The following is a 26,317-nucleotide window of genomic DNA, read 5'->3' as shown; positions in this document are numbered from 1 at the left end:
GAAATAGTAATTATTTCGCTTTTTTATTAAAGTTTTTTGTTTCAATCTCAGAAACATCAGAATAAAATTTTATTAAAATACAATTATACTAACTGCTTATTTCTTTTTATTAATAATGGTTAAACCTCTATTTCATTGATATTGAGATTGCTTTGTATTAAAAAACTTGTTTTTTTGTTTGTAAGTCATTAAAAATCAATTACATTTGAAAACTATAAATCAAACAATCATGAAAAAACAATTACATTTAAGTTTTTTTGCATTATTTTTCGGAACACTTTTAACTTTTGCACAAACATCACCAGTTTGTGGAGGAACGTTTACTGATCCTGAAGGTGCAACTACAAATTATGCAGATAATAGTGATTATACAGTAACTATTTATCCAAATAATCCAGGAGATTTAGTTACAGTAAGTTTTACTTCTTTCGAAACAGAAGCCAATTACGACGGTCTTTATATTTATGATGGAAACTCTATCAATGCTCCACAAATTTCAAGCGCAAATCCAGCAGGAAATATTCCTGGAGGATTACCAGGTGCTTTCTGGGGAACTAATAGTCCTGGAACTATAACTTCTTCAAGTTCTGATGGTTCATTAACTTTCAGATTTAGAAGCGATAGCACTTATAATCTACCTGGTTGGATTGCTAATGTAGCTTGTGGTCCTGCGACGACTTGTTTACCGCCAACATCGATAATTACATCTACAGTAACTTCAAATACAGTTACATTAGCATGGACTGCAAATAGTTCTGCAACTCAATGGGAAGTAATTGTTCAGCCATCATCTATGGCTTCGCCAACTTCAACTTCGACAGGTGTTTTAACAACTACAAATCCTTTCACATCTTCAGGATTATTACCTGCAACATCCTATAAAGCATATGTAAGAACAATTTGCTCAGCTACAGGTTCTACTAATTGGACTTCATCCTCAATTTTTACCACACCAACATGTTCAGTTCCGACTTTAATTACTATAAATAGTTCTAGTTCAACAAGTGTAGAAGTGTCTTGGACTGCAAATAACGCAGCAACTCAATGGGAAGTAATTGTTCAACCATCATCTATGAATGCGCCAACAGCAACTTCAACAGGTGTTTTGACAAATACAAATTCCTATATAGCTTCAGGGTTAATATCTGGAACATCTTATAAAGCATTTGTAAGAAGAATTTGTTCTACAACAAGTTCAAGTAATTGGGCATTATCATCAATTTTTACAACATCTACATGTTCAGTTCCAACTTCAATTTCCACAAATGGCATAAGCCCAACTAGTGCAATACTAACATGGGCTGTTGGTTCAGCAACCCAATGGGAAGCACTTGTTTTATTGGCTAATGAAGCGGCACCAACAAGTACATCTGTAGGAATAATAGTAAATCAAAACACATATACCGCATCTGGATTAATAATAGGAATTGATTATAAATTTTATATAAGAAGAATTTGCGGTGTTGATTCTAAGAGCAACTGGTCAACAGGTTATGCTTTCACTCCCTATATATCTTTACCCCCATTAGTTACTAATACAACAACATATACAAACCAGCAATTAGTAACAAATGTTTTAGTAAATAATCCTTGTATCACAATTTCAAATGTAACTTCTAGCACGGGTACTAATTTTGGTTCAACTAACGGTATTGGATATTTTACAAACACTAACCCAACTTTTCCATTATCATCTGGAATTGTTCTTTCTACTGGTAATGTAAATAATGTACCTGGACCAAACACATCCATTTTAAGTGATGGTATAACTACTTGGACGGGTGATACACAGCTTGAAAATATAATTTTAGCGGCTACAGGAGCAGCTATGAATTCAAAAAATGCAACAAAACTTGAATTTGATTTTACAAGTTTGAATGCGTTTATGAGTTTTAATTTCTTATTTGCTTCTGATGAATATGGTACATATCAATGTGCTTATGCTGATGCCTTTGCTTTTTTACTAACTGATTTAGTGTCAGGGGTTACCACAAATTTAGCAATTGTACCAGGAACAACTGCGCCAATTTCAGTAGTTACTATAAGAGACGCATTGTATAATAGTAGTTGTACTTCCGTAAATCCTGACTTTTTTGACACTTATTTTTCTGGAGCTACTAATTATTCTTCAGCAACAAATTTTAATGGGCAAACTGCTGAAATGACCGCTTCATCTGCTATTATCCCTAATCATCCTTACCATATTAAATTAGTTGTGGCTGATAGAAGTGATACTGCTTTTGATTCTGCTGTATTTATTAAAGCAGGAAGTTTTACAACTGGTCCGCCTGAATGTACAGACAAAATAAATCTTATTGCTTTTGTTGATGCAAATAACAATGGAATTAAAGATAGTGGTGAAGTTAATTTTACTTATGGTTCATTTGTTTCACAACAGAATAATACAGGACCAATAAGTAATTTCTCTTCTCCTTTTGGAAAACATACTGTTTACTATTCAAATCCAATTAATACTTATGATTTTAGTTATTCATTAAACTCAGAATATGCACCTTATTATTCTTCTGGTACAACGAATTATAATGATGTAAGCATTGCATTAGGTAGTGGAACACAGACCTTATATTTTCCAATAACTCTTGTGTCTGTTTATAATGATCTGGCTGTTTCAATTGTTTCAGTGTCTCCACCAAGACCAGGGTTTAACTACACCAATAAAATTATTTATAGAAATTTAGGTGTAGCAACCACAAGTGGACAAGTTTCATTTACTAAAGACGCTAATGTTGCAATAACTTCTGTATCACAACCAGGAATTGTTAGTAACCCTACAGGATTTACCTATGATTTTGCAAATTTAACGCCATATGAAACTCGTTCTGTAAATGTTACTATGAGTGTTCCAGCAATACCTATTGTGAATATAAATAATATTTTGGCAAATAACGCTACAGTTTCTGCTCCATCTGGAGATATTAATTTAGCTAATAATTCTTTTTCAAATTCTCAAATTGTTGTTGCTTCATATGATCCAAATGATAAAATGGAATCGCATGGAAATGAAATTCAATTTAATCAATTCGCTGCTAGTGACTACCTTTACTACACTATTCGTTTCCAAAACGAAGGAACTGCAAATGCTATAAGTGTAAAGATTGAAGATTTACTAGATTCAAAATTAGATGAAACTAGCATACAAATGATTAGTGCAAGTCATGGTTACGTAATGGAAAGAATTAACAACCAAATCATTTGGAAGTTTGATTACATTAATTTACCTCCAGCGCTTTCAAATGAGGAAATGAGTAAGGGTTATGTGTTCTTTAAAATAAAATTAAAACCTGGTTTTGCAATTGGAGATATAATACCAAACACCGCAAATATTTATTTTGACACAAATCCTGCTATCGTTACCAATACGTTTAATACCCAGTTTGTTTCACTTTTAGGGAATTTAGTGTTTGAAACAAGTAATTTCTTATTGGTTCCAAATCCTGCTTCAAATTTTGTACATGTTTATTTACAAAATAATTCTGAAAGCATTAAAACAATTGTAATTTATGATATTTTAGGAAAAAAAGTTAAAGAAGTAAATGAAGTAAATTCAAAAGAAGTTCAAATAAATACTAGTGATTTATCGAAAGGGCTTTATTTGGTTGAAATCACCTCCGATAGCTTTATAAAACAAATTAAAAAATTAGTAATTAATTAATTTCAAACCCGATTCAAAAAACGAATCGGGTTTTTTTAAAAATTTATTTTGAGCAGAATCAATTTCAATTAAAGTCCTAATTAAAAATATAAAATCAAATACAGGAATAATACAAAAAAGCGAAATAATCAGTATTTCGCTTTTTTTTGAAAAAAAGTCAAAAAATATATTGCATAATTGCATCTAAAAAAACTATCTTTGCACTCTGAAAAAAGCATGTTTTTTTCAATAATAAATAGCTATTAAATAAATACATAAGCAATGTCTAAAGTTACAGGAAAAGTTGCACAAATTATTGGACCAGTTGTAGACGTAGTGTTTGACACTACTAACGGAGAACTTCCAAAAATTTATGATTCGTTAGAAATTACTAAAAAAGACGGTACTAAATTGGTTTTAGAGGTACAATCTCACATTGGAGAAAATACGGTACGTACTATTTCAATGGACTCTTCTGATGGTTTATCAAGAGGTACTGAAGTGGTTGGAACAGGAAATCCAATCAAAATGCCAATTGGACCAGATGTTTATGGTCGTTTATTCAACGTTATTGGTGATGCTATCGATGGTTTAGGTGAATTACCTAAAGACGGAGATAACGGAATGTCTATTCACCGTGCTGCACCAAGATTTGAAGATTTAGCTACTTCTTCTGAAGTTTTATTTACAGGTATTAAAGTAATCGACTTAATTGAGCCTTACGCAAAAGGAGGTAAAATTGGTTTATTCGGTGGTGCTGGAGTTGGTAAAACAGTATTAATTCAGGAGTTAATTAATAATATTGCAAAAGGTCACGGTGGACTTTCAGTATTCGCAGGAGTAGGTGAAAGAACGCGTGAAGGAAATGACTTACTTCGTGAGATGTTAGAGTCAGGAATTATAAAATATGGAGATGAATTTATGCACTCTATGGAAAATGGAGGATGGGATTTATCTAAAGTAGATATGCCAGGAATGAGAGAGTCAAAAGCTACTTTCGTTTTCGGACAAATGAATGAGCCACCTGGTGCTCGTGCTCGTGTAGCATTATCAGGATTATCTATTGCGGAATATTTTCGTGATGGAGCTGGAACTGGACAAGGTAAAGACGTACTTTTCTTCGTAGATAACATTTTCCGTTTTACTCAAGCTGGTTCTGAAGTATCTGCACTTTTAGGACGTATGCCTTCTGCGGTAGGTTACCAACCAACTTTAGCAACAGAGATGGGAGTAATGCAAGAGCGTATTACATCTACAAAAACAGGATCTATTACATCGGTACAAGCGGTTTACGTTCCTGCGGATGACTTAACTGACCCTGCGCCAGCAACAACGTTTGCTCACTTAGATGCTACAACTGTATTGTCTCGTAAAATTGCTGAGTTAGGTATTTATCCAGCGGTAGATCCATTAGATTCTACTTCTCGTATCTTAACTCCAGATGTATTAGGTGATGAGCACTATGATTGCGCACAAAGAGTAAAAGAAATTTTACAACGTTACAAACAATTACAAGATATTATTGCTATTTTAGGTATGGAAGAATTATCTGAAGAAGATAAATTAGTCGTATCTCGTGCTCGTAAAGTACAACGTTTCTTATCTCAACCTTTCCACGTAGCAGAACAGTTTACAGGGATTCCAGGTGTTTTAGTAGATATTAAAGATACTATCAAAGGATTTAATATGATTATGGACGGTGAATTAGATCGTTTACCAGAATCAGCATTTAACCTTAAAGGAAGTATCCAAGAAGCTATCGAAGCTGGAGAAAAAATGTTAGCAGAAGCCTAAATCAAGCGGAGCTTGATAAACTTCAAAAAATAAAATCACAAATCCCAATTTTGGAATTTGGAATTTTAAAATTTGGAATTTTAAACTTAAATTATGATTTTAGAAATAGTATCACCAGAAGCCACTTTATTTTCAGGAGAAGTAACATCCGTTTCTGTTCCAGGAATTAATGGCGAATTTCAAATGTTAAACAATCACGCGGCGGTAGTTTCCATTTTACAAAAAGGAAATGTAAAAATTAGTGCAGCAAGTTTTAATATTGATAAAAATAACGAAGCAAAATTTACAAAAGTAAATGAGCAAACATATTGGTTAGCGATTCAATCTGGTACTATAGAGATGAATAACAATAAAGTAATTGTTTTAGCAGACTAAAACGTTATTTATTAAAATAACAATCCCGATAAGTGTTTTCTTATCGGGATTTTTTTATTTTTACACTATGAAAATCCCAAACGCACTTCAGCAAAAATTAAACCTTCGTAAAGAAACAAATGCTTTACGAAAATTGCCTATGCCTATAAATGGAATCGATTTTTCATCCAACGATTATTTAGGTTTTGCCAAAAACGAAGAAATATTTGATACCACTCATAAATATTTAGTTGATAATAATATAAAAATTAACGGTGCAACAGGTTCCCGATTAATTTCTGGGAATCATAATTTGTATGACATTACTGAAAAATACATTGCAGCTTTTCATCAATCTGAAGCGGCTTTAATTTTTAATTCTGGTTACGATGCTAATGTTGGTTTTTTTAGCGCTGTGCCGCAAAGAAATGATGTTATTTTATATGACGAGTTATGTCACGCTTCCATTCGTGATGGTATTCAAATGAGTAACGCTAAATCTTATAAATTCCAACACAACGATTACGAAGATTTAGAATCGAAAATTGCCAAACTCCAAACTCCAAATTCCGAACTTCATACTATTTACATCGTTACAGAATCCGTTTTTTCTATGGATGGCGATTCGCCTAATATAGAAACATTAGTGCAACTTTCAGAAAAATTTAAGGCACTTTTAGTGGTTGATGAAGCGCACGCGTTGGGAGTATTTGGAGAAAAAGGCGAAGGCGTAATTCAATCGCAACAATTTCAAAATAAAGTATTTGCCAGAATTATGACGTTTGGAAAAGGTTTGGGTTGTCACGGTGCTGCTATTTTAGGAAATGCTGACTTAATTGAATATTTAGTCAATTTTGCCAGAAGTTTTATATACACAACTGGACTTTCGCCTCATTCTGTAGCTACAATTTTAGTAGCGTATCAAAATTTAAATCAGTCGGTTGAACTTCAAAAATTAAAAGAGAATATTACTTTTTTCAATCAGCAAAAGCAGCTTTTAGGGATAAAACCCTTGTTTGTTTATAGTAAATCAGCCATTCATTCAGCTATACTACCTGGAAATGATAAAGTAAAAAATATCGCAACTCAATTACAAGAAAAAGGATTTGAAGTAAAAGCGATTTTGTCGCCAACCGTTCCAGAAGGTCAAGAAAGACTTCGATTTTGTTTACATTCATATACTACAGAATTAGAAATGAAAAATGTCTTGACAGAATTGAATACTTTGGTCTTTAATTTATAAATTACTTATGGAAAATGCTAAGTTTTGTCAAATTGCTAATTATCAATATTCCTCTGAAGCGTATTTGTTCAAAGGAAAATTAGAATCCGAAGGGATTGAGGTTTTTCTGCAAAATGAAAACACAATTAATACAGATCCTTTGTTGAGCAATGCTTTAGGCGGTGTTAAATTATTTGTACAATCAGAAAATGCCATAAAAGCTAAAGAAATTTTAAATTCCATTCCAGAATATTCTCTTGATGATAAAGGCGAATTATTATATTGCCCGAGTTGTGGTTCTCAAAAAATCATAATGGTCACGACAATTAAAGATTTTAAATCTTTTTTTGCTTTCATTTATGCCTTACTTACTTTATCAATGCCGTTATTTTCGAAACAAAAATATAAGTGCGAAAGCTGTAACTTTGAATTTTAGTTTTTAGATACACAGATTTGACGGATTAAACGGATTTTTATGAATAAATTACTACATAAAAGTATAACAGAAAAAGTTTTAAAAGCTTATTATAATGTGTATAATTCATTAGGATATGGTTTTTTAGAACGTGTATATCAAAATGCAATGTATTTTGAATTGCTTGAACTCGGATTAAATGTAGAAGCTCAAAAACAAATTAAAGTTTTTTATAAGAATAGATTAGTTGGTGAATATTTTGCAGATTTAATAGTTGAAGAAAAAGTAATTGTTGAATTAAAATCAGCTCAATTATTAATGTCGGCTCATTCAAGTCAGCTTTATAATTATTTAAAATCTACAGAAATAGAAGTAGGTTTGCTTTTAAATTTTGGTGAAGAAGTAGAATTTGAAAGAATTATTTTAACTAACGATAAAAAACAAAATTTGAAATCCGTTTAATCTGTCAAATCTGTGTATCAAATTTTTAAATATAAAACACAAATCAAAAATATGAAATTATTTATAACTGGAATCGGAACCGATGTAGGCAAAACAATTGCTTCATCAATTATTGTAGAAGCTTTAGAAGCCGATTATTGGAAACCCATACAAGCGGGCGATTTAGATAATTCGGATACAAGTAAAGTAGAAAAATATGTATCAAATACAACTACAACTTTTCATAAAAACGCGTATGCTTTACAGACACCTGCAAGTCCGCATTATGCTGCTGAAATAGATGGAATTACAATTGATTTAAAACAAATTAAGGAGCCATCCTTCAACAAAGCTCAGAATTCAAAACATTTGGTAGTTGAAGGCGCAGGTGGAATTTTAGTCCCATTAAATAGCTCAGATTGTGTTATTGATTTAATTCAACCTGATTACAAAGTAATTGTGGTTTCTCGTCATTATTTAGGAAGTATCAATCACACCCTAATGACCATTGAAATTCTAAAATCTAGAAAGTTAAATGTAGCTGGAATTATTTTTTCTGGTGATGAAAATAAAGCTACAGAAAGCATTATTTTAGAAAAAACAAATGTCCCTATGATAGGAAGAATTGACAACGAACCGTATTTCGATCAAAATGTAATTAAATATTACGCGGATTTGTTTCGAGAAAATCTTCAAAAAATAGAATAGATTATAGAAATAGCCTTTATCTTTGCACTATAATTTTAGAATTTACGAGATTATATATTCTCTATTTTCTATTTTCTCTAAAACAATGACGCTTTCAGAAAAAGATAGTTTATATAACTGGCATCCGTATACACAACATAAAATAAATTCGCATTTTCCTGCCATAGTAAAAGGGAAAGACGAATTTTTATGGGATGAAAACGGGAAGCAATATATCGATGCTATTGCGTCTTGGTGGGTCAATCCGTTTGGGCATAGTAACACGTTTATTGCGGATGCTATTTACAAACAACTTACTACATTAGAACACGTTTTGTTTGGTGGTTTTACGCATAACGTTGTGGTAGAATTAGCTGAGAAATTAGTTGAAATTTTACCTTCTAATCAAAGAAAGTTCTTTTATTCTGATAATGGTTCTACAGCTGTGGAAGTGGCTATAAAAGCTGCATTTCAATATCATTATAATAAAGGAATAAAAAAAAATACCATCATTGCTTTTGAAGATGCTTTTCACGGAGATACTTTCGGAGCTATGGCAGTAAGTGGCATTGGCTTGTTTACAGAAGCGTTTCAAGAGGCATTAATTAATGTAGTTCGAATTCCAGTTCCTACAAAAGGCAATGAAGAAATTTCAAAATTAGCATTAGAAAAGGCAATTTCTGAAAATGAAGTCGCTGCTTTTATTTTCGAACCTTTGGTTTTAGGTGCTGCTGGAATGGTTATGTACGAAGCTGCTGAATTAGACAAGTTGATTTCAGTTTGTAAGAATAATGATGTTTTCACCATTGCAGATGAAGTAATGACAGGTTTTGGAAAAACAGGTAAATTATTTGCCTGTGATTATTTGAAAAATCAACCTGATATGATGTGTTTGAGTAAAGCGCTTACGGGTGGTACAATTCCAATGGCGATTACTACTTTTACACAAGACATTTTTAATGGTTTTATGACCGATAACGTGAATCAAGCATTATTACACGGACATACATTTACGGCAAATCCAACAGGTTGTGCAGCTGCATTAGCGAGTATTTCTTTATTAGAAAAGCCAGAAACATTTGAAAATATCAATAGGATTAACGCTTCGCATCTTGAGTTTGAAAAATATATTTCTAAGCATACTAAAGTAAAATCGACTCGTGTTTTAGGGGTTATTTTTGGTTTAGAAATTCAGGTTTCTGAAAAACAATCGTATTATAGTACTTTACGCAATGAATTTTATAATCATTTTATTGAGAAAGGTATTATTTTGCGACCAGTTGGTAATGTGATTTATATTTTACCATCTTACATTATTTCAGAAGAAAGTTTACATCAAATTTATACCACTATCGAACAAGCTTTAAACGAAATTCAATGCTAAAACAACCCGTTTATATACATTCAATTGCTTCTATATCTGCATTAGGAATTACATCTGCCGAAATTTGGGATAATTATTTGCATAAAAATTCGTTGTTTCAAAAGCTGACAGCCAATAAAAAAGAATATTGGGTTTCTAAATTTTCAGATAAAGAAATTATTTTTTTAAATACTATTATAAATTCAGATTCGAAATACAAACATTTAGATAAATCGGTAATAATGGCGATTTTGGTTGCCAGAAAATGCTTTGAAAACAGTAATTTTTCGAATAAAAATATTGGAATTAATTTTGGGTCTTCTCGTGGCGCTACCACATTATTTGAAAAGTATCATACCGATTTTATAACTAATGGCGTAGTTTCTACTTTTACATCACCAGCTACAACTTTAGGAAATATTTCTAGTTGGGTGTCGCACGATTTACAAACAGATGGTCCGGAAATATCGCATTCAATAACTTGCTCTACAGGTTTACACGCATTGTTAAACGGAATTGCTTGGTTGCAATCAGGAATGTGTAATCAGTTTTTAGTGGGGGCAAGTGAAGCACCTTTAACACCATTTACGTTAAGTCAAATGACGGCCTTAAAAGTGTATTCTAATGAAGATAATGCTTTAGCCAATAGATGTTTGGATTTTGAAAAAACTTCAAACACTATGGTTTTGGGTGAAGCGGCAGCTTGTTTATCGTTATCACTTAATTCAGAAAAAGCAATTGCAAAAATTACAGGAATTGGCTTTGCCACAGAAATTTTATCAAGTAGCACTTCTATTTCAACTGAAGCAGAATGTTTTCAAAAATCGATGAAAATGGCTATTGGAAGCTATGCTTTTGATGATATTGATGCTATCGTTATGCACGCACCAGGAACTATGCAAGGTGATAAAACGGAGTTTGAAGCCATAAAAAAAGTGTTTGGCAAAAAATTACCGTTATTAACTTCAAATAAATGGAAAGTAGGGCATACGTTTGCTACGTCAGGCTTATTGAGTATTGAATTGGCCATATTAATGCTTCAAAACCAACATTTTATTGAAACGCCTTTTTATAAAAATCAAAACACGACTAAGAAATTAAATAGAATATTGGTAAATGCCGTTGGATTTGGCGGAAATGCTGTTTCTGTTTTAATGGAGTTGTAACAAAATAAGTCCAAATGTAAATTTGGACTCTCTTATTTCTTATATTAAATTCAGTATCGAATCTGGGAAAATTCCTATCAGAATTAATAATACTGTAGCTACTATTCCAACTATATAATATTCTGAATGATTGGCGTATTCTTTACCATATGTAGGTTCTTTTGTATACATAGCAATTACTATTTTAAAATAGTAGTACACAGCTATCATTGAATTAATAATAGCAACAATTGCCAATCCAATAAAGCCACTTGAGATTATTTGATTTAGTAAGAAAAACTTAGCAAAAAACCCTGCTAAAATTGGAATTCCAGCCATTGATAATAAAGCAATGGTAATAATAAAAGCCATTAATGGATGTTTTTTACCTAAGCCATTAAAGTTGTCTATGAAATCATTATCTTCATTTTTAGTAACAAATAAAATTACTGAAAATGCTGCTAATCCAGCTATTGCATACGATGCTGCGTAAAATAATAAATTGTTTTCTGCGGCATTTATGTTTAATAAAGTTAAAAGCATAAATCCAGTATGTGAAATACCTGAATAAGCAATAACTCTTTTTATTTTTTTCTGACGAAGTGCCATTACGTTACCAAATAACATAGTTGCAATTACAACCACAACTATCACTTGTGTATAACTGTAAAGCATTTGGCTGTTTAATATTGTAATTAACTTAAAGAAGGAAGCCATAGCGGCAACTTTAGCTAACGTACTCATTATTGCCGTTACTTGAGTTGGAGCACCTTCATAAACATCTGGAGCCCAGAAATGCATTGGTGTAGCGGCTACTTTAAATAACATTCCAATTGTAATTAAAATCACCCCAATGTAAAACCAAAATTCTGTACTTGCAGAAATTGATGCTTCGTATAACGTTCCGATATCAAAAGTACCAGTTGCACCGTATAACATCGTAATTCCAAATAATAAAATACCTGAAGCAAAAGAACCCATTAAAAAGTATTTCATACCGGCTTCATTACTTTTTATGTTTAATCTATCACTTCCTGCTAATACATATAATCCAATAGATAATACTTCGATTCCTAAGAAAAACATAGCTAAATTGCTAAAACTTACCATTGCTACTGCGCCAGAAAGCATAAATATTTTTATCGAAATAAAATCTGATAATTTTGAACTGTTTTTGTAGCTCGGCGCACTCATTAAAATAAGCAAAGCCGTTAATAAAATAAATAAACTTGAAAATGCTTTTGCAAATTTATCTGAAATTATCATAGATTCGTAACCTGATATTTCAGGTAATTCTTCAATTAAGTTTACACCAAATAATGCCATTAAGGCGATTATTGATACAGGAATAATAATCTTTTTTAGATTCATTATTTCTGCTAATAAACAAAATATTCCGATTCCTATTATAGCAATTAATGTAGTCATTTTATGATGATTATTATTTAATTTGAGTTAAAATTGATTGTAAACTTGGCGTAATTAAATCGATAATTGGTTGTGGAAATAATCCGAAGAAAATTGTTAAACCTACAATTATTACTAATACAATGCTTTCTTGTTTTGTTATTCTTTGAAATGATTTTGTTTCTGATCCTAACATTACTTTTTGAAACATTCGTAACATATAAAATGCGCCTAAAATAATTGTTGTACCTGCAACTACAGCGTACCATATATTTACTTTAAATAAACTGTAAAGTAAATTAAATTCGCCAATAAAATTAAAAGTAGTTGGTAACGCAACAGAGGCTAACATTATAATCATAAACAACGATGCAAAATAGGTATCTTGAATTCTGATTCCGCCCATTTCTTTAATTTCGTATGTGTTGTATCGGTTATAAATTAATTCTACAACATAAAATAATCCAACAATTACAATTCCGTGAGAAAGCATTTGTAAAACTGCACCTTGAAATCCTTCAAAAGTTAAAGAATATAAACCAGCAGCAATTAAACCAACGTGTGATAAAGAGGAATACGCTAAAAATTTCTTAATGTCTTTTTGCTTTAATGTTACAATCGCACCATAAATAATTCCGGCAATTGATAATGCTACTATATATGGCACATGAGCCTTAGCTACTTCATCCGTTAATGGCAATTGCCATCTTAGTACACTATATAATCCCATTTTTAACATAATCCCAGACAATAACATCGTACCAACAGCAGGCGCTTTGCTATACGTATTTGCCTGCCAAGTATGAAAAGGAATCAATGGAATTTTAATAGCATATGCTAAAAAGAAAGCAACGAAAATATATGTTTTTTCTAAAGTTGTTAGTTGTAATGCATATAATTTATTGATATCAAAACTACCACCTTTTGTGTACAAATAAATGAATGCTAAAAGCATAAATAAGGATCCTGCAAACGTATAAATAAAGAATTTTAAAATGGCTTTTTTACGTTCTTCCAAATCGCCATTACCCCAATTTAAGGCGATAAAATAAATTGGAATTAATGCAATTTCCCAAAAGATGTAATATAAAATTCCATCAGATGCTAAAAATGTTCCTGCCATAGCAAATCCCATAAATAGCATTAATGCATAAATAGATCTTGAATTTTCAAATTTTGTAATAAATCCAGATAAGATAATTAAGGGTAATAATCCAGTGGTTAACAATAACATAACTAAAGATAAACCATCAACGTGTAAGGCGAAGTTTATGTTTAGTTGAGCAATCCAAGGTACATTTACATCTAAATTTTCACCTGCCTGATAAGTATTTAAACTTAATAGCGTTACTCCGAAAGCAGCAATACTTGAAACTAAAGCTATTTTAGGGGCGAACTTGTTTCCTGATAAATAGGTGACAATTGCGCCAACTAATAATACAATTAAAACGATACTACTATCCATTATTTTACATCTCGAATTATAAATACATAAACTAAAAACCCAACCATTCCGAAAATGAATGCAAATAAATACACCCCAATATTACCATTTTGAATTTTCTTCCCTTTAATAGATAATGCATATGTAGCACCACCTAAACCAATAACTGCTTTTGAAATAAATTTCTCCACATATTTTTTAGCAAAATTGGAAATCATATAGATTGGTTTCACAATTGTTGCCATATAAATTTCATCTAAATAATATTTGTTCGATAAAACTTTGTGTAATCCTTGAACTTCAGAATCTGCAACTGGAATTTCTTTTTTCTTAAGATATTTAGAATAAGCTATTGCAATTCCTAATAAGGCTCCAATAGTAGCCACTGCCATTAACGTATATTCTGTAGTTCCTAAAGTATGTGCTTCGTGTGATTTATGTGCGAATAACGGCGCTAAATAATGATTTAACCAACTATGTCCTGGTAAGCTAATGGCTCCACCGATTGCAGCCAATGTTGCCAAAATTACTAATGGAATAGTAATTAATGCAGGACTTTCGTGTAAATGATGTTTTTGTTCCTCAGTTCCTCTAAATTCGTTGAAGAAAGATAAATACATCAAACGGAACATATAAAAAGCAGTCATAATAGAAGCAATCGAACCAACAACCCATAATGGAATGTTACTGTGAAAAGCCGTCATTAAAATTTCGTCTTTAGACCAAAATCCAGAGAAGGGAAAAATACCTGAAATAGCTAAAGTTGATATCATCATTGTCCAAAAAGTAATTGGCATTACTTTTCTTAAACCACCCATATTTCTCATATCTTGTTCTCCGTGTAACGCGTGAATTACAGAACCTGAACCTAAGAATAAACAAGCTTTAAAGAAAGCGTGAGTAATTACGTGGAATACGGCTACTTCATAAGCGCCTAATCCTAATGCTAAAAACATTAAACCCAATTGGGATACTGTTGAATACGCTAAAACTTTTTTAATATCGTTTTGTACCAAACCAATTGATGCTGCTACTATAGCTGTAATAGCTCCAACGATTGCAATTACGTTTTGAATTTCTGGTGTTAAATCGAATAAGAAATTCATTCTGGTTATCATAAAAATACCAGCTGTTACCATCGTTGCTGCGTGAATTAATGCAGAAACAGGTGTTGGTCCAGCCATCGCATCTGGTAACCAAGTCGCTAAAGGTAATTGTGCTGATTTCCCACAAGCTCCAATAAATAAACATAAAGCTGCTATTGATAAAAGGCTAGGAGTGATTACATCTTTTCCTAATAAGGCTTTTATTTCTAAAAATTCTAAAGTTTGAAAATGGAATCCTAAGATAAATATTCCAATTAAGAAACCTAAATCTCCAATACGGTTCATAATAAATGCTTTTTTCGCAGCATCATTATAATCTTGGTTTTTATACCAAAATCCGATTAGTAAGTACGAACATAAACCAACGCCTTCCCAACCAATAAACATAATTAATAAGTTACTTCCAGCCACTAAAGCAATCATAAAGAATACAAACAAATTTAAATAGGAGAAAAATTTATGCATATTTTCATCTTCATGCATGTAGCTGATAGAATACAAATGAATTAATGCTCCAATTCCTGTTACGAACAATAACCATAAAACAGATAATTGATCGAATAAGAAAGAAAAATTTATTTTAATGTTTCCAATTGAAAACCAATCTGCCAAATGAAAAGTAAATGATTTCCCATTAGCATTAATTTGAGAGAATAAACAAATCGCACATAAAAAAGACACAACAATTGCTGTTGTTCCTAGTACACCAGAAATTGTTTTTCCTAATGATTTACCGAAGCATGTGTTGATTAAAAAACCAACTAACGGTGCAAATAATAAGAGTAATATTGTAGTATTCATTTAGAATTATCCTTTTAGATTTTTTAAATTATCGATGTCAATATTTCCAATATTTCTGAATACAGAAACTAATATGGCTAATCCTACAGCAACTTCAGCAGCGGCAACGGCCATAGTGAAAAATACAAAAACTTGCCCAGATGGATCTTCATGATACGAAGAAAAAGCAACTAAAAGTAAGTTGACAGCATTTAACATAATTTCAATAGACATAAACATGATTATGGCATTTCTTCTGTATAGAAGTCCAAACGCACCAATACAAAACAGCAATGCTGAAAGTGTAATGTAGTTTCCAATACCAACGTGTTCTAATATGTTCATAATTAAATTTTTTCTTCTTTTTTAGAAATTAAAACGGCACCAATCATAGATACAAGTAATAAAACAGATGCAAATTCGAATGGAACTTGATATTCGTTTAATAATACATTACCTAAAACTTTAATAGATTGGTAATCTATACCTGAATTTACATATTCTATATTTTCTGGTTGTGCTTTACGAAGCGCTGCAATTAAAACCAATCCTAAAATTCCAGCTGAAAAAACGGCTGCAAGTTTTGCATATAGTGGCTTTGAAGACTCGTCTTCTTTATCTAAATTCATGAGCATTAAGGTAAATAACAGTAATACCATAATAGCACCTGCATATACAATAATATGAACGATAGCTAAAAATTGCGCATTAAAAAGTAAGTAATGTCCTGCTAATGAAAAAAAGCATATTACTAAATAAATAGCACTATGAATCGCATTTTTGCTGAAAACAGTTAAAAATGCAGTTCCTAATGTTACTGCTGATAATATATAAAAAACGATTTCTAACATAATTAATTTACGGTATTAGTTTGCGTGTTTTTGATTGCCATTTCTAAAGGCATCACCAGTTTGTCTTTTCCGTAGATGAAATCTTCTCTTTCGTAACCAGAATTGACAATTTTTTTAGATTTTGTTAAGTAAATGGCTTCTTTAGGGCACGCTTCTTCACATAAACCACAGAAAATACAACGCAACATATTTATTTCATATATTTCGGCATATTTTTCTTCTCTATACAAATGCTTTTCTTCTACTTTTCTTTCTGCAGCTTTCATTGTGATGGCTTCTGCAGGACAAGATAAGGCACATAATCCGCAAGCGGTACATCTTTCTCTACCTTGGTCGTCGCGCATTAGCATATGTTGCAAACGAGCAATTGGACTCATTTCGCGCACTTCTTCTGGATATTTTATGGTCACTTTTCTTCTAAACAAATGTTTAAGAGTGGTCCATAAACCTTTCAGAATCGTCCAAACGTAAATACGTTCTAAGAATGTCATTTCCTTATTGGAAACTTCCATTTTTCTTCCTGATAATGATATTTGTTGTATTGACATTTTCTTATTAATTAAATAAAACCATTACTATTCCTGTAATAACAATATTTATCACAGCCAACGGTATTAATATTTTCCAACCTAAATGCATTAATTGATCGTATCGGAAACGTGGAATCGTCCATCTTACCCACATGTAGAAAAAGATGAAGAAACATATTTTTGCGAATAAAGTTAAAAATCCTAATAAGGCACCAATATTTATTCCCCAGTTTTCATTTACCCAAGCCATTCCTGGAAAATGGTAACCTCCTAAAAACACCACAGCTAAAATAGTTGATGAAATAAACATATTTGCATATTCAGCAAATAAATAGAATCCCATTTTCATAGAAGAATATTCGGTATGATAACCACCAATTAATTCTGATTCACATTCTGCTAAATCGAAGGGTGTTCTGTTGGTTTCTGCAAATGAACAAATTAAGAAAATTAAGAAAGCTAAAGGCTGATAGAAAATATTCCATCCGTCGTTGGCTTGCATTACAGTAATGTCTTTTAAAGATAAAGAACCCGACATCATTAAAATGGAAATCATTGCTAATCCCATCGCCACTTCATAAGAAATCATTTGAGAGGAAGCACGAACCGCAGACATTAACGAATATTTGTTGTTGGATGCCCAAGCACCAATCATAATTCCATAAACACCAATTGACAGCACACCAAAAACATACAAAATGGAGACATCAATATCCGTAGCTTGAAGGATAACATCTCTACCAAAAACATGAATTTTATCTCCCCAAGGAATAACTGCACTTGTAATTAATGCCGTACTCATTGCTATTGCAGGTCCTAAAATAAATAGAAATCTATTTGGTGTGTTTGGAAAAAATTCTTCTTTGGTAAATAATTTGGCACCATCGGCAAGCGGTTGTAATAATCCACCCCAACCTGCACGGTTTGGACCCACACGGTCTTGTAAAAAAGCAGCTACTTTACGTTCTGCCCAAGTGGAATACATAGCCATTAGCATTGTTAATGCAAAAACAACAACTATGATGACACTTTTTTCTATGATAAATGCACTATCCATTAGTTATTTGTATTTTTTAATGGAACACCTGACATACTAATTTTAGTACGATCTTCATCGCGGCCTAATAATATGTTTTTTTCTGTATCTATATTTACTTTTTCCAAAGTACGAGTATAATTGTTTTGGTTGATAACAGAATCTTTTGCAAATTTTTTCGGACCTTCAATTGTCCAATCTGACACTTCTTTTTTATCGAAACGACAGGTATTACATATAAATTCTGCTACTTCGCCATATTGGTCTTTTCTTCCAGTTACTCTTTGAATTTCGTTTCCGAACATCCAAACTGTAGTTTTTCCGCAACAAGTAGTACATTCTCTGTGCGCATTGAAAGGCTTGTTAAACCAAACTCTACTTTTGAAACGGAATGTTTTGTCTGTTAAAGCGCCAACAGGACAAACATCAATCATGTTACCAGAAAATTCATTATCAATCGCAGCAGAAACACAAGTTGAAATTTGTGCATGGTCTCCACGATTTAAAACACCGTGAACTCTTTTATCTGTTAATTGATCCGCTAAAGTCGTACAACGTTGACATAGAATACAACGGTTCATGTGTAATTGAATTTTATCGCCTATGTTTTCTGGTTCAAAAGTTCTTTTTTCTTCAATGAAACGTGTTTCTGATTTTCCGTGTTCGAAACTTAAATCTTGTAAATTACATTCTCCGGCTTGGTCACAGACTGGACAATCTAAAGGGTGGTTGATTAATAAAAATTCGGTTACAGATTTTCTTGCTTCTGTTACTCTATCTGAATTTTTACTATTCACTTCCATACCATCCATACATCCTGTAACACAAGATGCCATTAATTTTGGCATAGGTCTTGGATCAGCTTCGCTACCTTTTGCCACTTCTACTAAACAGCAACGACATTTTCCACCGCTTCCTTTTAATTTAGAATAATAACACATGGCTGGTGGCACTAAATCGCCTCCAATCATACGTGCAGCTTGCAGGATAGTTGTTCCTGGTTCTACTTCAACGCTTTGTCCGTCTATGGTTACTTTCATGTTATAATTGTTTGATTCTTAATAGAATCATATTTGAGTTTTTTATTAAACAGTTTGTTTTCCAATTAAATGACGAACTTTTTCAAAAGGTTCGTTCACGAAATGGTTTCTATCTTTAATTTTTTCTGGGAATCTTACGTGATATTCAAATTCTTCTCTGAAATGACGAATAGCTGCTGCTACTGGCCAAGAAGCTGCATCGCCTAATGGGCAAATGGTGTTTCCTTCAATTTTTGATTGAATGTTCCATAGTAAGTCGATGTCTTCTTCACGACCTTGACCATTTTCAATTCTCCATAATATTTTTTCTAACCAACCCGTTCCTTCACGACAAGGTGTACATTGTCCGCAACTTTCATGGTGATAGAATCGTGAAAAATTCCATGTATTTCTAACAATACAAGTAGTGTCATTATATACGATAAAACCTCCAGAACCTAACATTGAACCTGTTGCGAAACCTCCATCTGATAAGGATTCGTAGGTCATTAATCGGTCTGTTCCTGCGGCAGTTTTATATATTAAATGTGCGGGTAAAATCGGCACCGAAGAACCTCCAGGAACTAAAGCCTTTAAAGGTCTGTCATCAATCATACCACCACAGTATTCGTCTGAATTCATAAATTCTTCTACTGTAATTCCCATTTCAATTTCATATACACCTGGATTTTTAATATGTCCAGAAGCAGAAATTAATTTGGTCCCAGTAGATCGTTCTAAACCAATTTTTGCATATTCAGCACCAGAATTCATTACAATCCAAGGCACAGCAGCGATTGATTCTACATTATTTACCACAGTTGGGTTCGCCCATAATCCTGAAATTGCAGGAAATGGTGGTTTGATACGAGGATTACCTCTTTTGCCTTCTAAAGATTCGATTAAAGCTGTTTCTTCTCCACAAATATATGCTCCCGCACCAACGTGAACATATAAATCTAAATCGAAACCAGAACCTTTAATATTTTTACCTAACCAACCTGCAGCATAAGCTTCTTTGATAGCTTTTTCTAAAATTTTGTATACCCACATATATTCTCCTCTAATGTATATGTAAGAAAGATTCGCGCCAAGTGCAAAACTTGAAGTAATCATTCCTTCTATTAAAAGGTGAGGAATATATTCCATTAAGAAACGGTCTTTGAAAGTACCTGGTTCCGATTCGTCTGCATTGCAAACTAAATGACGTGGTTTTCCTGATTTTTTATCGATAAAACTCCATTTCATCCCTACTGGGAAACCAGCACCACCTCGACCACGAAGTCCTGAAGCTTTTACTTCTTCAGTAATATCGTCTGGTTGCATGGTTAACGCTTTTTCTACTGATTTATAACCGCCATTTTCACGGTAAACCTCATAGGTTTTAATTCCTGGAATATTTATTTTGTCTAATAATATTTTCTTTCCCATGATATTATTTATCGTGTAAAGTTATTTTTTCAGCTTTGCAATCTTCAATTAACGTATTAAAAGTATCTTTTGTAAGTTTTTCGTGATAAAAATCGCCTAATTGCAACATTGGAGCATATCCACAAGCGCCTAAACATTCTACACCAACTACTTGAAATAAACCGTCTGAAGTAATTTCTCCTTCTTTCACGCCAAGTTTTGAACAAGCGTAATCCATTAAATCTTCTACACCACGAGTAGCGCAACAAGATGTTCTGCAAAATTCGAACATATATTTAGCCACAGGTTTTGTGTTAAACATCGTATAGAAAGTTACTACTTCATACACTTCAATTGGAAGAATTTCTAAAATTTCAGCTACTTTTTGTTGTAATTCTACACTTAACCAATTGTCATGAGCATCTTGTACTTCATGTAAAACGGGTAGTAATGCCGATTTCTTTTTATCTGCAGGATAATGACTGATTAGTTCGTTAATACGAGTCATTAACGCTTCAGTTATGTGTATCTCTTGTTTGATATTTGATATTTCCATTTTTCTTTTTTGTATATTGTATAATGTAAATTGTATTTTGTTTACACTATACTTTTTTCATTATACATTTTTTTCAATATACATTATACAATATTAAGCGTCTAATTCGCCAGCAATTACATTTAAACTTGATAAGATTACAATAGCATCAGACAACATTGCTCCTTTAATCATTTCAGGGTAAGCTTGATAATATATAAAACTTGGTCTTCTGAAATGTAATCTGTATGGTGTTCTACTTCCGTCTGTAATTAAATAAAAACCTAACTCACCATTACCACCTTCAACAGGCTGGTATACTTCTGCAACTGGAACAGGTACTTCACCCATTACAATTTTAAAGTGATAAATTAAGGCTTCCATATTATGGTATACGTCTTCTTTTGGAGGAAGGTAATAATCTGGAACATCCGCGTGGAATACATTTCCTTCGGGCATTTTTTCTAAAGCCTGACGGATAATGCTTAAACTCTCCCAAACTTCGGCGTTTCTTACGCAAAATCTGTCGTACGTATCACCTGATTTTCCAACAGGAACTTTAAATTCAAAATCTTCATATGAAGAATACGGTTGCGCGACACGAACATCGTAATCAACGCCAGCGGCTCTTAAATTCGGACCTGTAAATCCGTAATCCATTGCCATTTCTGGAGTTATTGCTCCAACGTTTACCGTTCTGTCAATAAAGATTCTATTTCTTGTAAATAAATCTTCAAATTCTTTCCAAGCTACTGGGAAATCTTTTAAAAAGGTTTCTAATAATTCAAAAGCTCTTGGCGACCAATCTCTTTCAAAACCACCAATTCTTCCCATATTTGTAGTTAAACGTGCGCCACAAATTTCTTCGTAAATTTCATATACTTTTTCACGGAATTGAAATACATAAAGGAATCCGGTATATGCACCTGTATCTACACCTAAAATGGAGTTGCAAATTAAATGGTCTGTAATACGCGCTAATTCCATTACAATGACACGTAAATATTGTGCACGTTTTGGAACTTCGATATTTAATAATTTTTCTAAAGTCATCCACCAAGCCATATTGTTAATTGGCGATGAACAATAATTCATTCGGTCTGTAAGTGGTGTAATTTGATAAAACGGACGATTTTCAGCAATTTTTTCAAATGCTCTATGGATATAACCAATTGTTGGTTCTGCGTCTAAAATTCGTTCACCATCCATTAATAGGATGTTTTGAAAAATTCCGTGAGTGGCAGGGTGAGTAGGTCCTAAGTTTAAGATAGCTAATTCGCTTCCGTCTTCATTATGACGCTCCTCAATGTATTTATAATATCTATGATCTGCAGGTAATGCTACTGTTCCCATCTTAAATTGATAAATTATTAATGGTTCTACCAAAGAAACGGTCGTCTTTGTCTGTTCTTCCTGAATCTTCCATTGGAAATTCTTTTCTCATTGGGAAAGAAGTCATTTCATCCATATTCAAAATTCGAACTAAATTTGGATGACCTTCAAAAATAATTCCATAGAAATCAAATGTTTCGCGTTCCATCCAATTGGCACAATTAAATAATGAAACAACCGATTTAACTTCAGGTTTTGATCCGTTTAAAAATGTTTTTACTCGTATTCTTTTGTTTTCGTACCAATTATGTAAATGATATACCACACAAAATTGCTCGTTTACATCGCTATCTGGATAATGCACACCACAAAGATCGGTTAGAAAATTAAAGTTTAAAGAAGGTTCTTCTTTTAAGAATTTTATTACGTTGTATACAACATCTACATCGGCTTCCAAAACAAACATATCGTATTCTGTTCTAAAATACTTTACGTGGTCTCCAAAAGTTTCTTGAAGTTTACTTTGTATATCTACTGATTCTAAAGCCATTATTATTCTATATTATAGGAAGCTAACAATTCTTTATATTCTGCAGAATGTCTTCTTCTTTGAGATTCACTTTTTACTAATTCTTGTAGTTGCATTACGCCATCTACTATTTGTTCTGGACGTGGAGGACAACCCGGTACATAAACGTCTACAGGAATTACTTTATCAATACCTTGTAAAACAGAATAGGTGTCAAAAATACCACCTGATGATGCACAAGCTCCAACAGCAATAACCCAACGAGGTTCTGACATTTGTTCGTAAACTTGACGTAAAATTGGCGCCATTTTTTTAGAAATAGTTCCCATTACAAGAAGCATATCTGCCTGACGAGGAGAAAAACTCACACGTTCCGATCCAAAACGAGCCAAATCATAATGAGATGCCATTGTTGCCATAAATTCGATACCACAGCATGAAGTAGCAAATGGTAATGGCCATAATGAATTGGCACGAGCCAAACCAACAACTTGGTCTAATTTCGTTGCGAAGAAACCTTCACCTGCATGTCCTTCTGGAGCATCAACCATATTTACTTTATTCTTTTCCATACATTTTAATTTGTTATTCCCAAACTAATGCTTTCTTCTTAATTACATAGAAGAAACCGATTAGTAATAAAGTCATAAAAACAATCATCTTAATTAGTCCCTCAGTGCCTAATTCTTTAAAATTTACAGCCCAAGGGTACATGAAAATTACTTCCACGTCAAACAAAACGAATAAAATAGCGACTAAGAAATATTTTACAGAAAATGGAATACGTGCGTTTCCAACAGATTCAATTCCACATTCGAAACTTTTATCTTTGTTTGCAGATGATCTTTTTGGGCCTAATAAACTTGAGCCAAAAATTGTTAAAGCAACAAACCCTACAGCAAGAAGTACTTGCATTAGAATAGGTATAAAATCTATTTGAGAATTTTGCATTTTAATGTTTTTTTTAAAATAGCCACAAAATTAATTTGTATTGCGGTATTATCAAAATTTAAACCACATTAAGAATGCCAATTTTATTAAAATGATTACATTTATAATCATTCTAAATAAGAAAATAAAGCATAAAAAAACGCTCCGTTATCGGGAGCGTTTTTAGAGGGTAATAAATTAATCGTTTAATATTACAACGTTTGTTGCTACAATTCCTTTTCTTCCTTCTTCTTCTTCATAACTAACACGGTCTCCTTCGTTTAAGTTTTCAACCTTGATTCCTGTAGCGTGAACAAAAATGTCCTTACCTGTATCTTCGTTAGTGATGAAACCAAAACCTTTAGTTTCATTGAAGAATTTTACTGTTCCTGTTTGCATTATATGCGTATTTAATTATTAATAATGAGCAAATATATACATTTATTTTACACAAGCAAGAAAATTGTGTTTTTATTTTGCAATATTTAATTTTATGTGTAATTCTTCCAATTGTTTTTCGTCAATTAATGAAGGTGCGTCAATCATCACATCTCTTCCAGAATTATTTTTCGGGAAGGCAATAAAATCTCTAATAGTTTCTTGACCGCCAAGTATAGCTACTAATCTGTCTAATCCAAAGGCCAATCCGCCGTGTGGTGGTGCACCAAATTGAAAGGCATTCATTAGAAATCCAAATTGATTTTCCGCTTCTTCTTTAGTAAATCCTAATAATTCAAACATTCGTTCTTGTAAATTTCTATCGTGTATACGAATAGAACCTCCACCAATTTCGTTTCCGTTTAAAACCATATCATACGCATTGGCTCTAATTTTACCAGGTTCGGTTGTAATTAAATGCATATCTTCTGGTTTTGGAGAAGTAAATGGGTGGTGCATCGCGTGGTATCTTTCGCTGTCTTCATCCCATTCTAATAATGGGAAATCTAATACCCAAAGTGGTGCAAATTCATCTGGATTTCTTAATCCTAAACGAGTCGCTAATTCCATACGTAAAGCAGAAAGTTGGGTTCTTGTTTTGTCGGTATTTCCACATAAAACAAAAATCATATCTCCTGGTTTCGCTCCAGTAATGTCTGCCCATTTTTTTAAATCATCTTGATCAAAAAACTTATCTACAGATGATTTTAAACTTCCGTCTAATTCATATTTACAATAAATCATTCCGGTTGCACCAATTTGAGGACGTTTTACCCAGTCAATTAACGCGTCGATTTCTTTTCTGGTGTAAGCTGCACAACCTGGTGCTGCGATACCCACTACAAATTCTGCGGCATTAAATACAGGAAAATCTTTATGTTTGGTTACTTCGTTTAACTCGCCAAATTCCATTCCAAAACGAATATCTGGTTTGTCATTTCCATACGTTTTCATAGCATAATCGTAGGTAATACGAGGGAATTTATCTATTTCAACGCCTTTTACTTCTTTAAGTAAATGGCGTGTTAATCCTTCAAATTGATTTAAAATATCTTCTTGTTCTACGAAGGCCATTTCGCAGTCAATTTGTGTAAATTCAGGTTGTCTATCTGCTCGTAAATCTTCATCACGAAAGCATTTTACAATTTGAAAATACTTATCCATTCCACCTACCATTAACAATTGTTTGAAAGTTTGTGGCGATTGTGGAAGTGCATAAAATTGTCCTTCATTCATTCTACTTGGCACTACGAAATCACGAGCACCTTCTGGAGTAGATTTTATTAAATAGGGTGTTTCAACTTCGCAAAAGCCTTCATTCGATAAATAATTTCGTACTTCTTGCGCTACTTTATGACGGAATAATAAACTGTTTTTTACAGGATTTCTACGAATATCTAAATAACGGTATTTCATTCGGATATCTTCACCGCCGTCCGTTTCATCTTCAATTGTAAATGGTGGTGTTAACGATTCATTCAAGATTGTCATTTCAGAAACTAAAATTTCAATGTCACCTGTTGGAATATTTTTATTTTTAGATTCTCTTTCAATTACAGTTCCTTTTACTTGAACCACAAATTCACGACCTAAAGATTTTGCAGCTTCAAAAATGGCTTTATTCGTTCTGGTTTCGTCTAAAATTAATTGCGTAATTCCATATCGATCACGCAAATCAATCCAAATCATAAAACCTTTATCACGTGTTTTTTGAACCCAACCCGCTAAGGTAACTTCTTGATTAATATGTGTAGCATTAAGTTCACCACAATTATGACTTCTATACATTGTTATTTGTTTTTTGCAAAAGTATAATAATTTTAAATTTTATTTTAGTTTAACAATTAATAATCTTAACAAATTTTTGTATTTTATTTTTTTTATTCTGTTATATTTA

The 26,317-nt window shown here is 32.5% G+C and carries 25 protein-coding genes; 9 read left to right on the top strand and 16 right to left on the bottom strand.

Going from position 1 to position 26,317, the window contains the following annotated elements:
• Positions 1 to 229: 229 nt before the first annotated feature.
• From ACIQ16_RS01530 to ACIQ16_RS01490, 9 genes are all read left to right on the top strand, one after another.
• Positions 230 to 3,673, top strand: coding sequence for a choice-of-anchor L domain-containing protein (locus tag ACIQ16_RS01530; protein WP_396148237.1), 3,444 nt, complete (start codon positions 230 to 232; stop codon positions 3,671 to 3,673).
• 261 nt (positions 3,674 to 3,934) lie between these two features.
• Positions 3,935 to 5,446, top strand: coding sequence for a F0F1 ATP synthase subunit beta (atpD, locus tag ACIQ16_RS01525; RefSeq protein WP_091310452.1), 1,512 nt, complete (start codon positions 3,935 to 3,937; stop codon positions 5,444 to 5,446).
• 93 nt (positions 5,447 to 5,539) lie between these two features.
• Positions 5,540 to 5,821 carry a F0F1 ATP synthase subunit epsilon gene (locus tag ACIQ16_RS01520; RefSeq protein ID WP_291241411.1) on the top strand — a complete coding sequence of 94 codons (282 nt, stop codon included), beginning with the start codon at positions 5,540 to 5,542 and terminating at the stop codon, positions 5,819 to 5,821.
• A gap of 67 nt (positions 5,822 to 5,888) precedes the next feature.
• The gene (locus ACIQ16_RS01515; RefSeq protein ID WP_396148236.1) at positions 5,889 to 7,043 is read left to right on the top strand and encodes an aminotransferase class I/II-fold pyridoxal phosphate-dependent enzyme; all 1,155 of its coding nucleotides are present in this window, start codon (positions 5,889 to 5,891) and stop codon (positions 7,041 to 7,043) included.
• A gap of 7 nt (positions 7,044 to 7,050) precedes the next feature.
• A complete protein-coding gene (locus ACIQ16_RS01510) occupies positions 7,051 to 7,458 on the top strand; it encodes a DUF2007 domain-containing protein (protein ID WP_396148235.1) in 408 nt (135 codons plus the stop codon).
• A gap of 39 nt (positions 7,459 to 7,497) precedes the next feature.
• Positions 7,498 to 7,899, top strand: a complete 402-nt coding sequence (locus ACIQ16_RS01505; protein WP_291241414.1) for a GxxExxY protein — start codon at positions 7,498 to 7,500, stop codon at positions 7,897 to 7,899.
• 51 nt (positions 7,900 to 7,950) lie between these two features.
• Positions 7,951 to 8,586, top strand: a complete 636-nt coding sequence (gene bioD, locus ACIQ16_RS01500; protein WP_396148234.1) for a dethiobiotin synthase — start codon at positions 7,951 to 7,953, stop codon at positions 8,584 to 8,586.
• Positions 8,587 to 8,671: 85 nt separating this feature from the next.
• Entirely contained in the window at positions 8,672 to 9,949 is a 1,278-nt protein-coding gene (gene bioA / locus ACIQ16_RS01495) for an adenosylmethionine--8-amino-7-oxononanoate transaminase (RefSeq protein ID WP_396148233.1), read from the top strand.
• A complete protein-coding gene (locus ACIQ16_RS01490; RefSeq protein ID WP_396148232.1) occupies positions 9,943 to 11,094 on the top strand; it encodes a beta-ketoacyl synthase N-terminal-like domain-containing protein in 1,152 nt (383 codons plus the stop codon). Before bioA ends, ACIQ16_RS01490 begins: the two co-directional genes overlap by 7 nt.
• Before the next feature lie 39 nt (positions 11,095 to 11,133).
• Here ACIQ16_RS01490 and ACIQ16_RS01485 read toward each other — a convergent pair whose 3' ends face one another.
• The 16 genes from ACIQ16_RS01485 to aspS all read right to left on the bottom strand — a co-directional run bounded on the left by ACIQ16_RS01485 (position 11,134) and on the right by aspS (position 26,208).
• Positions 11,134 to 12,501, bottom strand: a complete 1,368-nt coding sequence (locus tag ACIQ16_RS01485; protein WP_396148231.1) for an NADH-quinone oxidoreductase subunit N — start codon at positions 12,499 to 12,501, stop codon at positions 11,134 to 11,136.
• A gap of 13 nt (positions 12,502 to 12,514) precedes the next feature.
• Complete coding sequence (locus ACIQ16_RS01480) at positions 12,515 to 13,945, bottom strand: NuoM family protein (RefSeq protein WP_396148230.1); 1,431 nt, start codon at positions 13,943 to 13,945, stop codon at positions 12,515 to 12,517.
• A complete protein-coding gene (gene nuoL, locus ACIQ16_RS01475) occupies positions 13,945 to 15,831 on the bottom strand; it encodes an NADH-quinone oxidoreductase subunit L (RefSeq protein ID WP_396148229.1) in 1,887 nt (628 codons plus the stop codon). The genes ACIQ16_RS01480 and nuoL overlap by 1 nt, the downstream gene beginning before the upstream one ends.
• Before the next feature lie 6 nt (positions 15,832 to 15,837).
• On the bottom strand, positions 15,838 to 16,158 hold the full coding sequence (nuoK, locus tag ACIQ16_RS01470) for an NADH-quinone oxidoreductase subunit NuoK (protein WP_291241457.1): 321 nt from the start codon (positions 16,156 to 16,158) through the stop codon (positions 15,838 to 15,840).
• Positions 16,158 to 16,661, bottom strand: coding sequence for an NADH-quinone oxidoreductase subunit J (locus ACIQ16_RS01465; RefSeq protein WP_396148228.1), 504 nt, complete (start codon positions 16,659 to 16,661; stop codon positions 16,158 to 16,160). The genes nuoK and ACIQ16_RS01465 overlap by 1 nt, the downstream gene beginning before the upstream one ends.
• Positions 16,662 to 16,663: 2 nt before the next feature.
• Positions 16,664 to 17,209: a NuoI/complex I 23 kDa subunit family protein gene (locus tag ACIQ16_RS01460; RefSeq protein ID WP_396148227.1), complete on the bottom strand. Its 546-nt coding sequence runs from the start codon at positions 17,207 to 17,209 to the stop codon at positions 16,664 to 16,666.
• Positions 17,210 to 17,216: 7 nt separating this feature from the next.
• Positions 17,217 to 18,248, bottom strand: a complete 1,032-nt coding sequence (nuoH, locus tag ACIQ16_RS01455) for an NADH-quinone oxidoreductase subunit NuoH (protein WP_396148226.1) — start codon at positions 18,246 to 18,248, stop codon at positions 17,217 to 17,219.
• Positions 18,248 to 19,267 carry a 2Fe-2S iron-sulfur cluster-binding protein gene (locus tag ACIQ16_RS01450; RefSeq protein ID WP_396148225.1) on the bottom strand — a complete coding sequence of 340 codons (1,020 nt, stop codon included), beginning with the start codon at positions 19,265 to 19,267 and terminating at the stop codon, positions 18,248 to 18,250. Before ACIQ16_RS01450 ends, nuoH begins: the two co-directional genes overlap by 1 nt.
• A 45-nt stretch (positions 19,268 to 19,312) precedes the next feature.
• Positions 19,313 to 20,677 (bottom strand): NADH-quinone oxidoreductase subunit NuoF, encoded by a 1,365-nt coding sequence (gene nuoF / locus ACIQ16_RS01445; protein ID WP_329805895.1) that lies wholly within the window; start codon positions 20,675 to 20,677, stop codon positions 19,313 to 19,315.
• 4 nt (positions 20,678 to 20,681) lie between these two features.
• The gene (nuoE, locus tag ACIQ16_RS01440; RefSeq protein WP_396148224.1) at positions 20,682 to 21,212 is read right to left on the bottom strand and encodes an NADH-quinone oxidoreductase subunit NuoE; all 531 of its coding nucleotides are present in this window, start codon (positions 21,210 to 21,212) and stop codon (positions 20,682 to 20,684) included.
• Between the two features lie 93 nt (positions 21,213 to 21,305).
• Positions 21,306 to 22,544 (bottom strand): NADH-quinone oxidoreductase subunit D, encoded by a 1,239-nt coding sequence (locus tag ACIQ16_RS01435; protein ID WP_396148223.1) that lies wholly within the window; start codon positions 22,542 to 22,544, stop codon positions 21,306 to 21,308.
• A 1-nt stretch (position 22,545) separates the two neighbouring features.
• Positions 22,546 to 23,073 carry an NADH-quinone oxidoreductase subunit C gene (locus ACIQ16_RS01430; RefSeq protein ID WP_396148222.1) on the bottom strand — a complete coding sequence of 176 codons (528 nt, stop codon included), beginning with the start codon at positions 23,071 to 23,073 and terminating at the stop codon, positions 22,546 to 22,548.
• Positions 23,074 to 23,075: 2 nt separating this feature from the next.
• Entirely contained in the window at positions 23,076 to 23,624 is a 549-nt protein-coding gene (locus ACIQ16_RS01425) for an NADH-quinone oxidoreductase subunit B (RefSeq protein WP_353077809.1), read from the bottom strand.
• Positions 23,625 to 23,637: 13 nt separating this feature from the next.
• Positions 23,638 to 24,003: an NADH-quinone oxidoreductase subunit A gene (locus ACIQ16_RS01420; protein WP_353077811.1), complete on the bottom strand. Its 366-nt coding sequence runs from the start codon at positions 24,001 to 24,003 to the stop codon at positions 23,638 to 23,640.
• Between the two features lie 177 nt (positions 24,004 to 24,180).
• On the bottom strand, positions 24,181 to 24,381 hold the full coding sequence (locus ACIQ16_RS01415; protein ID WP_091310371.1) for a cold-shock protein: 201 nt from the start codon (positions 24,379 to 24,381) through the stop codon (positions 24,181 to 24,183).
• Positions 24,382 to 24,453: 72 nt separating this feature from the next.
• Positions 24,454 to 26,208: an aspartate--tRNA ligase gene (gene aspS, locus ACIQ16_RS01410; RefSeq protein WP_396148221.1), complete on the bottom strand. Its 1,755-nt coding sequence runs from the start codon at positions 26,206 to 26,208 to the stop codon at positions 24,454 to 24,456.
• Positions 26,209 to 26,317: the final 109 nt, after the last annotated feature.

Origin of the sequence: Flavobacterium sp., assembly GCF_044360715.1 — a bacterium.
Classification (GTDB): Bacteria; Bacteroidota; Bacteroidia; order Flavobacteriales; family Flavobacteriaceae; genus Flavobacterium.
Note: the sequence above shows the minus strand (reverse complement) of the source record. Positions and strands in the feature narration are given on the sequence as shown.

What these genes read in the sequence shown, in the direction of transcription:
- ACIQ16_RS01530 (WP_396148237.1), top strand. Translation starts at nt 230, where the DNA reads ATGAAAAAACAATTACATTTAAGTTTTTTTGCATTATTTTTCGGAACA.
- atpD (WP_091310452.1), top strand. Translation starts at nt 3,935, where the DNA reads ATGTCTAAAGTTACAGGAAAAGTTGCACAAATTATTGGACCAGTTGTA.
- ACIQ16_RS01520 (WP_291241411.1), top strand. Translation starts at nt 5,540, where the DNA reads ATGATTTTAGAAATAGTATCACCAGAAGCCACTTTATTTTCAGGAGAA.
- ACIQ16_RS01515 (WP_396148236.1), top strand. Translation starts at nt 5,889, where the DNA reads ATGAAAATCCCAAACGCACTTCAGCAAAAATTAAACCTTCGTAAAGAA.
- ACIQ16_RS01510 (WP_396148235.1), top strand. Translation starts at nt 7,051, where the DNA reads ATGGAAAATGCTAAGTTTTGTCAAATTGCTAATTATCAATATTCCTCT.
- ACIQ16_RS01505 (WP_291241414.1), top strand. Translation starts at nt 7,498, where the DNA reads ATGAATAAATTACTACATAAAAGTATAACAGAAAAAGTTTTAAAAGCT.
- bioD (WP_396148234.1), top strand. Translation starts at nt 7,951, where the DNA reads ATGAAATTATTTATAACTGGAATCGGAACCGATGTAGGCAAAACAATT.
- bioA (WP_396148233.1), top strand. Translation starts at nt 8,672, where the DNA reads ATGACGCTTTCAGAAAAAGATAGTTTATATAACTGGCATCCGTATACA.
- ACIQ16_RS01490 (WP_396148232.1), top strand. Translation starts at nt 9,943, where the DNA reads ATGCTAAAACAACCCGTTTATATACATTCAATTGCTTCTATATCTGCA.
- ACIQ16_RS01485 (WP_396148231.1), bottom strand. Translation starts at nt 12,501, where the DNA reads ATGACTACATTAATTGCTATAATAGGAATCGGAATATTTTGTTTATTA.
- ACIQ16_RS01480 (WP_396148230.1), bottom strand. Translation starts at nt 13,945, where the DNA reads ATGGATAGTAGTATCGTTTTAATTGTATTATTAGTTGGCGCAATTGTC.
- nuoL (WP_396148229.1), bottom strand. Translation starts at nt 15,831, where the DNA reads ATGAATACTACAATATTACTCTTATTATTTGCACCGTTAGTTGGTTTT.
- ACIQ16_RS01465 (WP_396148228.1), bottom strand. Translation starts at nt 16,661, where the DNA reads ATGTTAGAAATCGTTTTTTATATATTATCAGCAGTAACATTAGGAACT.
- ACIQ16_RS01460 (WP_396148227.1), bottom strand. Translation starts at nt 17,209, where the DNA reads ATGTCAATACAACAAATATCATTATCAGGAAGAAAAATGGAAGTTTCC.
- nuoH (WP_396148226.1), bottom strand. Translation starts at nt 18,248, where the DNA reads ATGGATAGTGCATTTATCATAGAAAAAAGTGTCATCATAGTTGTTGTT.
- ACIQ16_RS01450 (WP_396148225.1), bottom strand. Translation starts at nt 19,267, where the DNA reads ATGAAAGTAACCATAGACGGACAAAGCGTTGAAGTAGAACCAGGAACA.
- nuoF (WP_329805895.1), bottom strand. Translation starts at nt 20,677, where the DNA reads ATGGGAAAGAAAATATTATTAGACAAAATAAATATTCCAGGAATTAAA.
- nuoE (WP_396148224.1), bottom strand. Translation starts at nt 21,212, where the DNA reads ATGGAAATATCAAATATCAAACAAGAGATACACATAACTGAAGCGTTA.
- ACIQ16_RS01435 (WP_396148223.1), bottom strand. Translation starts at nt 22,544, where the DNA reads ATGGGAACAGTAGCATTACCTGCAGATCATAGATATTATAAATACATT.
- ACIQ16_RS01430 (WP_396148222.1), bottom strand. Translation starts at nt 23,073, where the DNA reads ATGGCTTTAGAATCAGTAGATATACAAAGTAAACTTCAAGAAACTTTT.
- ACIQ16_RS01425 (WP_353077809.1), bottom strand. Translation starts at nt 23,624, where the DNA reads ATGGAAAAGAATAAAGTAAATATGGTTGATGCTCCAGAAGGACATGCA.
- ACIQ16_RS01420 (WP_353077811.1), bottom strand. Translation starts at nt 24,003, where the DNA reads ATGCAAAATTCTCAAATAGATTTTATACCTATTCTAATGCAAGTACTT.
- ACIQ16_RS01415 (WP_091310371.1), bottom strand. Translation starts at nt 24,381, where the DNA reads ATGCAAACAGGAACAGTAAAATTCTTCAATGAAACTAAAGGTTTTGGT.
- aspS (WP_396148221.1), bottom strand. Translation starts at nt 26,208, where the DNA reads ATGTATAGAAGTCATAATTGTGGTGAACTTAATGCTACACATATTAAT.